This is a genomic window from Psychrobacter sp. AOP5-GZ1-6 (assembly GCF_052376345.1).
In the GTDB taxonomy this organism is placed as follows: Bacteria; Pseudomonadota; Gammaproteobacteria; order Pseudomonadales; family Moraxellaceae; genus Psychrobacter.
In genome coordinates this window covers 1-12,577 of the sequence record NZ_JBQSVP010000090.1, presented here as the reverse complement: position 1 = coordinate 12,577, position 12,577 = coordinate 1, and the positions used below count along the sequence as shown (strand labels likewise).

The 12,577-nt window shown below is 41.0% G+C and carries 11 protein-coding genes and 1 tRNA gene; 5 read left to right on the top strand and 7 right to left on the bottom strand.

Annotated features, from left to right (window positions below; genetic code table 11):
• On the top strand, positions 1–1,167 hold a 1,167-nt coding region (locus tag ACT3RN_RS11110; RefSeq protein WP_444518633.1), incomplete at its 5' end, for a competence protein CoiA.
• Positions 1,168–1,264: 97 nt separating this feature from the next.
• Here the strand turns inward: ACT3RN_RS11110 and ACT3RN_RS11105 are convergent.
• The 4 genes from ACT3RN_RS11105 to ACT3RN_RS11090 all read right to left on the bottom strand — a co-directional run bounded on the left by ACT3RN_RS11105 (position 1,265) and on the right by ACT3RN_RS11090 (position 4,134).
• Positions 1,265–1,579, bottom strand: a complete 315-nt coding sequence (locus tag ACT3RN_RS11105; protein ID WP_025650829.1) for a hypothetical protein — start codon at positions 1,577–1,579, stop codon at positions 1,265–1,267.
• A 79-nt stretch (positions 1,580–1,658) separates the two neighbouring features.
• A complete protein-coding gene (locus tag ACT3RN_RS11100) occupies positions 1,659–2,936 on the bottom strand; it encodes a tyrosine-type recombinase/integrase (protein WP_192992368.1) in 1,278 nt (425 codons plus the stop codon).
• 182 nt (positions 2,937–3,118) lie between these two features.
• Positions 3,119–3,205: transfer RNA gene (locus ACT3RN_RS11095), tRNA-Leu, on the bottom strand.
• Positions 3,206–3,360: 155 nt separating this feature from the next.
• Positions 3,361–4,134 carry a ferredoxin--NADP reductase gene (locus ACT3RN_RS11090; RefSeq protein WP_192520129.1) on the bottom strand — a complete coding sequence of 258 codons (774 nt, stop codon included), beginning with the start codon at positions 4,132–4,134 and terminating at the stop codon, positions 3,361–3,363.
• 519 nt (positions 4,135–4,653) lie between these two features.
• Here ACT3RN_RS11090 and ACT3RN_RS11085 point away from each other — a divergent pair.
• A complete protein-coding gene (locus tag ACT3RN_RS11085; RefSeq protein ID WP_192520130.1) occupies positions 4,654–5,544 on the top strand; it encodes an SAM-dependent methyltransferase in 891 nt (296 codons plus the stop codon).
• A gap of 50 nt (positions 5,545–5,594) precedes the next feature.
• Positions 5,595–7,382 (top strand): GspE/PulE family protein, encoded by a 1,788-nt coding sequence (locus tag ACT3RN_RS11080; protein ID WP_192520131.1) that lies wholly within the window; start codon positions 5,595–5,597, stop codon positions 7,380–7,382.
• A gap of 21 nt (positions 7,383–7,403) precedes the next feature.
• Here ACT3RN_RS11080 and ACT3RN_RS11075 read toward each other — a convergent pair whose 3' ends face one another.
• Positions 7,404–8,069 carry an acyltransferase gene (locus ACT3RN_RS11075; protein ID WP_192520132.1) on the bottom strand — a complete coding sequence of 222 codons (666 nt, stop codon included), beginning with the start codon at positions 8,067–8,069 and terminating at the stop codon, positions 7,404–7,406.
• A gap of 181 nt (positions 8,070–8,250) precedes the next feature.
• Between ACT3RN_RS11075 and ACT3RN_RS11070 the strand changes: the two genes are divergently transcribed.
• Entirely contained in the window at positions 8,251–9,039 is a 789-nt protein-coding gene (locus ACT3RN_RS11070) for a TatD family hydrolase (RefSeq protein ID WP_192520133.1), read from the top strand.
• 220 nt (positions 9,040–9,259) lie between these two features.
• Positions 9,260–9,943: a TetR/AcrR family transcriptional regulator gene (locus ACT3RN_RS11065; RefSeq protein ID WP_192520134.1), complete on the top strand. Its 684-nt coding sequence runs from the start codon at positions 9,260–9,262 to the stop codon at positions 9,941–9,943.
• Positions 9,944–10,297: 354 nt separating this feature from the next.
• On the opposite strand, the gene ACT3RN_RS11060 is transcribed toward ACT3RN_RS11065, so the two are convergent.
• Both ACT3RN_RS11060 and ACT3RN_RS11055 read right to left on the bottom strand, forming a co-directional pair.
• Positions 10,298–10,978 (bottom strand): TetR family transcriptional regulator, encoded by a 681-nt coding sequence (locus tag ACT3RN_RS11060; protein ID WP_192520135.1) that lies wholly within the window; start codon positions 10,976–10,978, stop codon positions 10,298–10,300.
• A 103-nt stretch (positions 10,979–11,081) separates the two neighbouring features.
• Positions 11,082–12,515 (bottom strand): deoxyguanosinetriphosphate triphosphohydrolase, encoded by a 1,434-nt coding sequence (locus ACT3RN_RS11055; RefSeq protein WP_192520136.1) that lies wholly within the window; start codon positions 12,513–12,515, stop codon positions 11,082–11,084.
• Positions 12,516–12,577: the final 62 nt, after the last annotated feature.

The window sequence follows — 12,577 nt, the reverse complement described above, 5'->3', positions numbered from 1 at the left end:
TATAGCTTAAAAGATTGGATAGCTTTAAAAGAAGATAAAGCGTCCAGTTTCAATATGGCTTGCTGTGGTAATCAGGCAATACTAAAGACAAGTAAGCTAGGTACGCAGTTCTTCGCTCATAAGGCAAAACCTAAAGACTCTAACTGCTCGACTGGTGGTGAAACTGCCGAACACATGCATATCAAATATCTTGTTATGAAAGAATTAGATAGAAACGGTTGGAATGTAGAAGTCGAAAAAAGAGGGGTTACCCCTAGTGGGGTGGAATGGATAGCAGATATCTACGTAGAAAAAGGTAAAGCTAAGATTGCAATTGAAGTGCAATGGAGCCCTCAAACTTTTATAGAAACAAAACGCAGACAAGAAAAATATGCTCAATCAGGTGTAAGGTGTGCGTGGTTGCTTAGAAGTGGCTCAATTAAAGATACCAACGCAATTACAGGCGATTATGCCTATAGTACGAAAGACATACCTGTATTCTCTATTTATAGAAATAAGACGCAGGGCAATCAAGCTTATATGATTTATAACGTGAATAAGCTAGACAGCAACAGTAGTCGGTACAACCACCGTTCATTTAAGCCTATTACACTACCATTAGAGAATTTTATACAAAGATTGGTTTCACAGGGCCTAGTTTTTATACCTTATGAGCGATTCACCTCTACAAAGTTTAGATTTAAATCCAACGGTATCACTGAGATGACTTTAGGGGTGAGTAAAGACTCTTGCGCTAAATGTGGTTACTCCAATCCGATAATTTCTGAGGTGAGATATAAAGAAGACTATAAAGTACGTTCTAAGAAAATAAAAGATTGTAGCGATAAAGAGCTTAGAATTATTAATACACATTTTTCTAAGAATTATGTTTTTTCACCCATAAAAAAGGTGCGTAGTGAAATACTTAACAAAGTTTTTATAGTCAACACTTGTGTTGAATGTGGTTTTGTCATAGATAGAGATGGTCAATATAGTACCTATTTAAAAAAATTTTTCACTAAGCCGCTTTTTATAAAGCATTTAGGTCTTAATACAGAAAAATTCTATACTTCGAATACAACTCTTAATACGGAATGTGTTTACCTTGTAAACAACAGTTTCAAAATCAAATATAACGAGAGTTTTGAGTTTGGTAAATGGGTTACTAGAGATAGTGAACCAGTTTAATCAGAATAATTGGCATATATGATTGTTTATAAAAAATCATATAATGTAATTTACTACTGTAGATTTTGCAATAATTACTATATAAGTTTGAAAGCGATCAAACGTAATCCTTTTGCCATACTGCGTTTTTGCAAACCATACAACACCAACTATCTTGAGCACGCATATATAGGATATCTGCTGGCATCTCTACCGGGCAAGCACTTGCACAGTACTCACAGAGCATATCATCTAAACAAGCGTAACATTGAGCAATCGTCTCAAACAATAGATTTGAGCTGATTCTATATTTCTGACATAGCATTTGTACATGTTCAAGATAATCCTCCTTATGATCATATGCCCAATAATCAACACAGATTTTTTGATCTCTACTATTCTGTGTCATACCAAATTCAAGTTTGATACCCATAGTATGTCTCCTAATCAAAATGTCATTACATGTTCTATCGATTAGTTAGTTGTACAGAACTTTAAAAAATTATATGAAGTTATGTCTGTAAGAGACTCTTAATCACCTCATCTTGAGTCATTCCTATATGCTTGCAATAAAAAGCTTCAATCTCATCTAAAGCTTCACGTAATTGTCGCTGTGATACCTGTATGTAATGTAGTGTCACATCATCACTAGATTTAGCCTCACGATGATTGAGCAGTCTCTTTAACACTGGATAGGTTACATTAAGACCATTAGCGACAGTGCCAAATGTACGACGCAAATCGTGAGGCGTAATGTGCAAGCCAGCTTTGTTTGATATTGAATGATAACTACCGCTCAAATCTTTAACGTGGTCGCTACTTCTTTTCAAATCACTCGGAAATACCCAACGCTCTCCATTGCTCAATCTATAGCGTTCACTAAGTATGGCTTGAAGTATTTTTCCAGTAGACATATGGTAATCAGAACCATTTTTAGTGGCTTTAAAAACGATACGAGCAGCGTCAAGGTCTACATCTTCCCATCTTAGTGTCTGCGCTTCATTTAAGCGAACTCCAGCAAACATAAAAAGCAGTAAAAGATCACGAGCATTATTGCTATAAGATGCTTGTTTGAAAGAACTACCGTCACGGTGTTCAATCAAAGTTCTAAAATATACTCCTAAATACTCTTCTTCAACATGACGAGTACGAGGTTTAATTTTGTTCCAATCATTTTTGGCATTCAGTATTCGAATGGGTTGATCCTTTATTATGTACTCCTCATCGTCATCTAAGAAGCTATCTTGACAATAATTCCATACTGATCGAAGAGCTCGCATAGTAGCATTCGCTTGAGCTGGACTAGATTTGCTGATTTCCTTATGTTTTTCACTTATCATAGTTTTAGTTATATCGTTTAACGATATATCAAGCCAGTCATCGAGTCGACCAAGTATTTGCTGATCATAAGTTTCAATAGTACGGCTGGCAAGATTTGGCTTCATAGATTTAAAGTAGGTATATGCTTCATTAAGTGTTGGTATATCAGAATCTTGAATGTCTTTTAACTTTGGAGTAGCGTGATAACCATCGTAAACATCAAGTCCCTTTTTTATGTTGACCATCATCGTGCTCGCTTTTTCACGAGCTTCAGTCAAAGTGATTAGATGTGTTTCTTCAACTTCGTAACGATAGAGCTTACCATTGATGCGTTTATGAAGCGTGTATCTCTTAGATTGCTTACCCACACGAAGTGCAAAACCCGTTAATACTTCATCCATGTAGATGTCTGTACCATTTGAAGCATATGCAACTGAATCGATAAACTTCTTACTAAGCTTAACTTTCATAATTCATCCGTCACGCCGCAGTTATTATATTAATAGCACTATAATACGTGAACATGCAGATGTATTAAAGTATCAAGATAGTATCAAAATTTTATTTTACGCTGTTATTACTCGACCAATTTATAAATAATTCACGCAATAAAAAACCCTCACAATCTATAGACTGTAAGGGTTTCGTATAGTGGTACCAGTGGTCGGACTCGAACCGACACGCTTTTAAAGGCAACGGATTTTGAATCCGTCATGTCTACCAATTCCATCACACTGGCATGTTAGGTAATAATATCTACTAGATAGGTATTATTGAATTGGGCTACAGGGTTAACTCTGTATAGGCTGCGTATTATAGCAGGCTATTTTTAGCCGTCAAGAATTATTTACTATAATTTTTGATTTTCTCAAAAACTCCAATCTCTGTATCATACTAACCGACGAAAGCACGCTCAACCGCATAGTCAGCCTGTACGCCCATACGTGGTGAGACGGTGAGACCAAAGTCATCTAAGATAGCAGACACTTCTGCATTAAATGGCATGCTACCGCAAATCATCACGCGATCGTCGTCTTTATTCATCGGTGGTAAGCCGATATCTTCAAAGAACTTGCCTGATTTCATAAGATCCGTGATACGACCTTGGTTTCTAAACTCTTCACGAGTCACAGTCGGGTAGTAGATGAACTTTTCGCGGAACCATTCACCAAATATCTCATCATTGGCCAGCTCGGTTTCGAACATATCACGATAGGCCAAATCTTTGGTATGACGTACGCCATGGACCAAAATAATTTTCTCAAAACGCTCATACACTTCAGGATCACGTGACAAGGCCAAAAACGGTGCCAGTCCTGTGCCTGTTGATAGCATGTATAAATGCTTACCTGGTAATAAATCATCTAATACCAGCGTGCCCGTTGGTTTTTTGCTAACCAATAGCTCGTCGCCTACTTTAATGTGTTGTAGGCGTGAGGTTAGTGGGCCATCTTGTACTTTAATAGAGAAAAACTCTAATTGGTCTTCGTAATTAGCACTGGCAATCGAGTAAGCACGTAATAATGGCTTGCCATCGACGACGAGACCAATCATCGCAAATTCACCATTACGAAAGCGTAGGCCGTCGTCGCGAGTAGTTTTTATGCTAAATAGAGAGTCATTCCAGTGATGAACCTCTGTAACCATTTCGGTGCGAAGTTTTGACATAAAGTCCTCGTTAAATAGTCGCTGTTTGCGTTAATAGTATTAATTGAATGTGTCATATAGCACTGCATCAAACCTTTATTATGATGATGCTTAAATAGTCAGGCAGTGTCCAGATGTCGCAGTATACTTTAGTTTATATAAATACAGTCTGTATGAATCAGTTTATATGAATTGGTCTGTATAAATAAGCTACAGGGCATCTTAATCTGGATGCAATTCATTCTCAATAATTATTCTTGCTCATAATAGCAAAATTTAAAATAAAAATCCGTCTAGCAATGATTATGTAGCATGATAAAATGGAATATCGTTAGTGAATAATTTTGTATTCAAGCTGTTTTATATATCGTCAGCCCTAAATAAAAGAGGCGCAACCACAGGGTATGGTTTACATTTTTCTTGCTTGCTGTGCCCATAGATAGAGGCTGTGCAAAATGTAACCGGTATCGCTGTATTTATTTTATAGTGGATCGACGATAGGTGAAATGTCATTATCGGCGGATGTTTTGGAGAGGGTTTATGCCTGATGGATGTACTGTTTTAGAAAATCATCATGCGCCAATCATTGGTTACCACCGTGCGCCGCTATCACAGAAGTTTGGTGCGCCGCGTCAGCCCAATCTGGTAGCGCTGACGAGTGTGATCGAGATGCTAGCGCCTTATGACACGCCAGCGGCATTTGCGGGGTTAGAAGCGTTTAGCCATGTTTGGATCAGTTGGCAATTTCATCACAATTATGTAAAAAATAATATAAAAGAAAACATAAATAAAGACATAAAAACAGACAATTTGGCTAACAAAAATACAGCTACGACAAAAACCACTGGCTTTCGCCCGCAAGTACGACCACCGAGACTGGGCGGTAATCAAAAGATAGGCGTCTTTGCCAGTCGTAGTATGTACCGACCGTCGGCGTTAGGGTTGTCAGTCGTCAAGCTGGAGCATATCAAAATCGTACAAGGGAAAGCATTGCTCGTCATTAGCGGTGCGGACATGATAGATGGCACGCCTATTGTTGATATAAAGCCGTATGTGGCTTACAGTGATGCACTGATAGAGGCCGCAAGCGGGTTTGCTCCTTCTGCTCCTGAGCGGTTGGAGGTGACGATAACGGAGTCTGCCTACGAGCAGTTTTTAGCATTAGCTGATACCGAGCAGACTTTTGAGAATGACCAAGCAGTTAATATAAAACAGGATACGGTTGCGGCATTTATAGGTCAGATACAGAGTCAGTTAGTATTGTCTGATATAGATGTTATTAAAGCACTCGTTGCGCAAGATCCGCGTCCTGCCTATCGTCGTACTCAAATAAATATGCCGTTTACTATGCGCTATAAATCTGTTGATGTGAGCTTTCAGTTGATAGCAGTAGATGAACTACAAATAACAGCCGTTGTAGAAGTGATGTAAATTGATATCATTTTTAACCATATATTCTAAAACGATAAAAGAAGAAAAATATGTCTGAGCAAAAATATTCGATAGTGATTGATTTGCGTTGGTGCCTGGATGAGCTGTTGGCAGATAAGGTAATCGATCAGCGTGGTTATAATCTGGTCATTACCAGCCGACGTGATAAGACGCAGCACCCACTGTTGACCATTCGTGATTTTGGTTTGCCAAATGGTCATGCGGTCGATAACAGTGCTGAGAACAAATTAACGTTATCATGGCTGAATCAGTGGCTCGCTGCCAAAGCGGGTATGCCACTCGTGCGTATCGACCCCCTAAAAGTCGATGTGCCTGCGGTGACAAAGTTGATGTCGTTTGAATATGCACGCTCACAGCACATATTACCAGTTGAGGTCACGGTGGACGAAGTGGTCATCGGTACCGATCAGCCATTTTATACTGACTGGCAATCGAGTATTGAAAAGCTCATCAAAGCCAAAAGCTATCGTACGGTTTATATCAATCCTGAGCAAATAAATCGTTATCGCCAAGAATTTTATCAAGTGACGCAAGCGATTGCGGGTGCAAATAGCGTTCATAAGCGTGCAGCATCTGATGTTACTAATGTTGAAGCGTTATTGCAATTGGGTGACAACACCAATCCTGATGCCAATGATCAGCATATCGTGAAAGTCGTTGATTGGCTGTTGCAATATGCGTTTGAGCAGCGGGCGAGTGATATTCATCTTGAACCACGCCGTGAGACTGGCAAGGTGCGTTTTCGCATTGATGGTGTGTTGCATACCGTCTATGAGATGCCCTTAGCGATTATCGTCGCGGTCACAGCACGGATTAAAATTCTGGGACGGCTGAATGTCGCAGAAAAGCGGAAACCGCAAGATGGTCGACTAAAAACGCGCACACCAAAAGGACTAGAAACGGAACTGCGTCTCTCTACCATGCCGACCGCTTTTGGTGAAAAGTTGGTCATGCGTGTGTTTGACCCTGAGGTGCTGGTACGCTCGTTTGCGCAGCTAGGCCTTTCTGGTAAGCAGCTTGATATGTGGAATGAGATGACATCGCATCCGAACGGAATTATTCTGGTCACAGGCCCAACGGGTTCGGGTAAAACAACCACCTTGTATAGTACATTGAAGCAGCTTGCCACAGAGCAGGTTAACGTCTGTACCATTGAAGATCCGATTGAAATGATCGAGCCAGCCTTTAACCAAATGCAGGTAAATGCAGGCGTTGATTTGCACTTTGCCGATGGTATTCGCTCCTTGATGCGCCAAGATCCAGACATCATCATGGTCGGTGAGATTCGTGATGCCGAAACAGCCAATATGGCAGTGCAAGCCTCGCTAACAGGGCATTTGGTGCTTTCGACGTTGCACACCAACGATGCACCAAGCTCAATCACTCGTTTGCATGATTTGGGTGTGCAGCCATTTTTAACCTCGGCGACTATCTTGGGGGTGATGGCACAGCGTCTGCTACGTACCTTATGCCCGCATTGCAAACAAGCGATCGATGTCATACCTGATAGTGAAATAGCGATTCAGTGGCAAGAGCTAGTACAACCTTGGCGCGCACCAGTGCCCGCACAGCTGTATACCGCAAATGGCTGTGAGCACTGTCGTCATACTGGTTATCAGGGCCGTGTAGGTCTGTATGAAATCATGCCATTGTCAACTGAGCTCAAAAAACTAGTCGCGGCTGACTCAAATCTGGATGTACTGAAGCAGCAAGCATACCGTGAAGGAGTGCAACCACTTCGGTTATCAGGTGCCAAGCGCATTAGTGAAGGAGTGACGACTATAGAGGAAGTGATGCGAGTGGTGCCGCTAAATTAATGCTAGAGCATTAAACAGTTTTTAGCGCTCCCAACGTATATTTTGACGGATAACCTTTGCTGGCGTGCCTGCGACCATGCAGTTAGGGGTGACGACTGGTTTATTGACAAAAGAGCCAGCTGCAATGATACAGCCACTGGCTATAGAAACGTTTTTAGAAATCGTCACATTGGCAGCAATCCAAATATGATCTCCTAAAACAACGTCTGAATGTGCAGTGTTTATCCTAATGTCAGCGTTCATATCATAAACTTTATGCACGTCAGTGGCGCGAATCTCAATGCCACGCGATATCATGCAAGCGTTACCAATGCTCACGCTTTTGTCACGTGCCAAAATATAACAGTCAATCGCGGTGGTGCGTTCACCGATATGAATGTGTAGATGGTTACCAACGATTAATAACTGCCCAGAGAATTTGACCTGCTCTGCGATAGTTATATGATTGTGATTACCGTTGATGTCAATTTTTAACCTATTAAATTTACCGCGTTTGCCGATGGTAATTTGATTGTCATGACCTTTACGAATGGTGATAGCTGAGTCGCCAACAATATACGCATCGCTAGCGATATCAATATGATTGCTGTGTCCTTTATCCTGTAACAAAAACCGTCGCTTATACAATTGTTTGGGCACGATAGCTTTTATGATAGGCGATAAGGTGATGGTTTTTTTAGGGTTCATAATGGGATCTGTTGCACGTTCAAATATTGGGACTGCTGATAGTGTACCGTTAAACAGTACTTGAAAATAGCCTGTTTAAGAACAATAACTAAACCATCTATTGAATTATTTATTCAGATATTGAATGCCAATATTTTTATTTATCCATTTTTATTTTTCTATTTTTATTAACGAGATTTTTATGTTTACTGATACACACTGCCATCTAAACCGTCTAGATTTGACCAAATATGATGGTCAATTATCGGGCGCAATCGCGGCTATGAAAGCAGCCAATGTCACTCGAGCAATGGCGATTATGTGTGATTTTGCTGAATATGATGAGATTGCCAATATCGTTAGCACCTATGGTGATGACACGCTTAATCTTGGTATGAGTGTGGGGATTCATCCTTGTGAAGATATTAGCGTATTACAATCAGCCACTGTTGAGCGTTTGGTAGAAACCGCTGCTGCAGATCATGTATGGGCAATTGGAGAGACGGGGCTAGATTACTACTGGTCGACAGAGAATAAAAAGGCGCAACAAGACAGCCTTGCTCGTCATATTCATGCCAGTCAACGTTTGAAAAAGCCATTGGTCATACATATGCGTGATGCTAAAGAAGATACAATCGATATCTTAAAAGCTGAAGGGGCAGAGCACGGCATTATTCACTGTTTCACCGAGGATTGGGAGACTGCAAAAAAAGCACTTGATTTAGGATTCTATATCTCATTTTCGGGTATCGTCAGTTTCAAAAGTGCCCAACAAATCAAAGATGCCGCAAAAAACATGCCTAGAGACAGACTGCTTATCGAAACTGATAGTCCTTACTTAGCGCCTGTACCCAAACGTGGTAAACCCAATGAGCCTGCATATGTACCTTACGTTGCAAGTTGCATCGCGGATATGTATGGTTGTAGTAGCGAAGAGGTAGGCGCATTAACTGCAAAAAACTTTGAAAATTTACTGGCACAGTATCATTAAAATGGTTATGCTATGACCAGTCAGTCATTTGCTGTACGGGCTTATAGTTATAGGCTATTAATTCGTATAAGCGTATGATTATAAAATATTAATTAGGAAGTGTAAGCAGGTTCTCTATCGTTTTTTCTAGAAGGCTTTATATGATTTGATACTGATCATATCGCTGATCTGATATAAATGATGATTATGTGCTAAATGTTGTTAGGTTTTAGGAGAGGTTATGAGTCGTCAACGTCAGTTCAAGTTACGAGAAGAGAATATCTTGGCGATGGCAGAGCAACTGCTACTTGAGTCGGGTGATGGTGATATCACTTTAGACAGTTTGGCAGACCAGCTAGATTTGGCTAAAGGTACGCTATATAAACATTTCTCCAGTAAGGATGAGCTTTATTTACGTATTATTATACGTTATGAAGAGCATTTGTTTGATATTAATCGGATTGATGACTGTGCATCGGCAGGCGTGGCGCGTATGATTTTTCAGCAATTATTTAATCCGCAAAAAGCCATGCTACTGAATCAGATTGAAGAGCGTTTGGCAGCATCGGCGACGGGTCTTAATCGCTTATTTGGTGAACTGTATGATATTCGCCGTCAGCGCATGAAACGCTTGATTGATATTATCAGTGCTTACTTAAAGGATGAGCGCAGTAGCTTGAGTACGCGTGATTATCTGTCATCTATCTGGGCCATGGGTCAGGGCGGAGCAGGACTGCTGAATTCGAGCTTTTATCAGCGTTATTTGGGTCGCCGAGATACGCTACGCTATGCCTTTGTGCAGCAGATACTAGAATTGCCCAGTCATTATCCTGCTGTCAGTGATGAAGTCATGGATGAAGATATGCAGGAATTGGTAGAACAAATTGAGACTGAGTCAGAAGAGCATCGTAATACCAACTATTAATCGAAATATCGATGCTTGTTCGGGCGTGTTTGATATTCGACGATGACACTGCTAAGGACTATTTTTTAGATATCTCGACGTTAAAAATAGTAGGTTTGGTGATTCTAAACGTCTATGCCTAATGATGAAATGGCAAAAGTAGTCTTGTCTCTTTCTATTGATATTGGCGCTGATGCTCATGCCTTAACTGTGTTGCAAACCTAGTTAAGGCATGAGCATCACCGTCGTTTCACGCCTTGTTTAGAAACGTGCTTAGCGAAAACAGGCAGCTATTTATGAATCTTCAACATCTCCTAGTTTGCTAATAAGACTTTTATAGAGCCTTTGCCATAGCAGGCATGATGGCGAACCAATCTAATCTTTTAAGCAGGTCTCTTCGCTAGATTTCCAGTTATAAGCACCATAAAATAGCATCTGTGCTTGGCGAGTGCAGTTATGTAGCATCAACTGCTTATTCTCTTCAATTTCATTCAAATCAATTTCATCATCATGATCTTCTGTGTAGGTCAGCTCTAACCAATCAATGATCCAAGAAAAGAACATGTTTACTCCCGCTTCAGCCAATAAACGCCGATCATAGGCATTAATATGCGTAAATGCTGGCTGTAGTGCTAAGTCATCAGCGAGGCCTTGAGCATGTTTTTTAATGAGGTCGTTGATGGCTTTACGAACCGCTTCTGAACCACCATAACGTTCACTGATCAAAAACTGCCAGTAATAAGGCTGATCACTGACCATGTATAAAAACAACTGAATACTCTTGGCAATTTGACGATCGAAGCTGCGTTTACGTCCAATCTGTAAGCTGTCGCTTAATATGGCTAACGTGCCTCCTAATTCTTCAACCACCAACGCCCGCCCGAGTGATTCCATATCATCGAAATGCCGATAAAATGCCGTCGGCACAACACCGACCTCACGCGTGACTTGTCTGAGGCTGATAGAGCTAAAAGACTGTCCTGTCATACATAAATCGAGCACAGCATTAAAAAAAGCGTGCCGAGTTTGAAGTTTTTTTTGTTCGCGACTACTCATAATATTTCAAAATTATCCGATAGGGTTTTATCATACTCATTTCAGCATAAAAATACGAATAAAATACGCAATTTGCGTGAATTTATTAAACTACACTGGTCTATCAAACCATCGTACTCCAATGACCTTGCAATTCTTGAGCCAGTCGATAGGCCTCGTGGTCGTTCATACCCGTAATAAAATCCAAAATATTTAAAATATTGTGATAGACATTGTCTGACAAGTCACGGCGATGCTCATGGAGATGTGGCTGCAGTAGTTTTAGTAGGCGCTGCTGCTCAAAAGACATGAACTGTGATGGAGATGTTGTATCATTTCCTGTCCAAGCGAGCGGCATAAAGGCGTCTAATAGACGATGCAGGCATTGATTGGCCATCAGCTCCATGCGCACTTTGCTTGGATGATTGAATATCTTTTCACGTGCCAATTGTTTGGCTTGGTTAATACCATTTTGTACTGTTGTGTCACAGTGATCAAATAGGCTGCCGTCTAGTTTTCCAGCAAGTAGGGCGTCACTATTGGTGACGAAAGCATCGGTTACAGTATTGACCAAACGCATCATCGCTCGTGCCCGTAATGACGCTAGACTTTGTCTGATGGAGAGGTGTGTGGGTAAGTCAATCCTAGTAGGTCGCTCACCGATGAGCTCGTAAAATATAGTAGCCACTTCAGCGTAAGTAAGTATATTCAGATTAATGCCATCTTCCAAGTCAATTAGGGCATAGCAGATATCATCAGCGGCTTCTAGTAAATAAGCCAGTGGATGCCGCGCAAAGCCATCGTGCTGCTCTGAGCGCGGTAAATTTAAGCACGCTGCTAACTCTTCTAATTGCGAGGCTTCACTATAAAAACAGCCAAACTTTTGCACCTTAGTGGCTAGAGCGCTTTGAGAAAGCTTTTGAACATCAGGGTTGCTATGTGTCGCTAACCATGGATACTTCATAAAAGCACCTAATGTCGCACAAGTCAGTCTCATGCCGCCTTTATCTGGATGATGCTCATTGCGGGCCAACAGCCGAAACCCTTGAGCATTACCTTCGTATGCTAATAAGTCGAGTTTTTCATTAGTATTGAAATCTTGCAGCATCGTTTGATGTTCAGGTTTTACGAACCAGTCACGGATGGCATACTCACCTGCATGACCAAATGGTGGGTTGCCGATATCATGGGCAAGGCATGCTGCTTGTACAATGACGCCAACATCAGCTGGCGAGATACCTGTGGGTAAACCGCTGGCTAATTTATCATGAAGCTTTTCTGCTGCCATCATGGCTAAAGAGCGTCCAATACACGACACTTCAAGCGAGTGCGTTAGGCGAGTATGAATCCCTAGCTGATTGGTCAGCGGATGGACTTGGGTTTTTTGATTGAGCTGTCGAAAAGAATGCGAAAAAACAAGCCTATCATAGTCTTTATGAAACTGAGAACGGGTGCTTTTATTGGCGTTGAATTTTTTGGTAGTACCGAGGCGCTGTGAATTGAGGAGGTGCGACCATTGTGTGGTAGGAGATGACAAAGAGGTTGGTGTACTTAGCATATGCAATATCCGAAACCAAGGGAGCTTCTAGCATAGCAAAATAGTGACCTTGGTACAGCATA

What these genes read in the sequence shown, in the direction of transcription:
- ACT3RN_RS11070 (WP_192520133.1), top strand. Translation starts at nt 8,251, where the DNA reads ATGTTTACTGATACACACTGCCATCTAAACCGTCTAGATTTGACCAAA.
- ACT3RN_RS11105 (WP_025650829.1), bottom strand. Translation starts at nt 1,579, where the DNA reads ATGGGTATCAAACTTGAATTTGGTATGACACAGAATAGTAGAGATCAA.
- ACT3RN_RS11075 (WP_192520132.1), bottom strand. Translation starts at nt 8,069, where the DNA reads ATGAACCCTAAAAAAACCATCACCTTATCGCCTATCATAAAAGCTATC.
- ACT3RN_RS11080 (WP_192520131.1), top strand. Translation starts at nt 5,595, where the DNA reads ATGTCTGAGCAAAAATATTCGATAGTGATTGATTTGCGTTGGTGCCTG.
- ACT3RN_RS11100 (WP_192992368.1), bottom strand. Translation starts at nt 2,936, where the DNA reads ATGAAAGTTAAGCTTAGTAAGAAGTTTATCGATTCAGTTGCATATGCT.
- ACT3RN_RS11060 (WP_192520135.1), bottom strand. Translation starts at nt 10,978, where the DNA reads ATGAGTAGTCGCGAACAAAAAAAACTTCAAACTCGGCACGCTTTTTTT.
- ACT3RN_RS11055 (WP_192520136.1), bottom strand. Translation starts at nt 12,515, where the DNA reads ATGCTAAGTACACCAACCTCTTTGTCATCTCCTACCACACAATGGTCG.
- ACT3RN_RS11090 (WP_192520129.1), bottom strand. Translation starts at nt 4,134, where the DNA reads ATGTCAAAACTTCGCACCGAAATGGTTACAGAGGTTCATCACTGGAAT.
- ACT3RN_RS11085 (WP_192520130.1), top strand. Translation starts at nt 4,654, where the DNA reads ATGCCTGATGGATGTACTGTTTTAGAAAATCATCATGCGCCAATCATT.
- ACT3RN_RS11065 (WP_192520134.1), top strand. Translation starts at nt 9,260, where the DNA reads ATGAGTCGTCAACGTCAGTTCAAGTTACGAGAAGAGAATATCTTGGCG.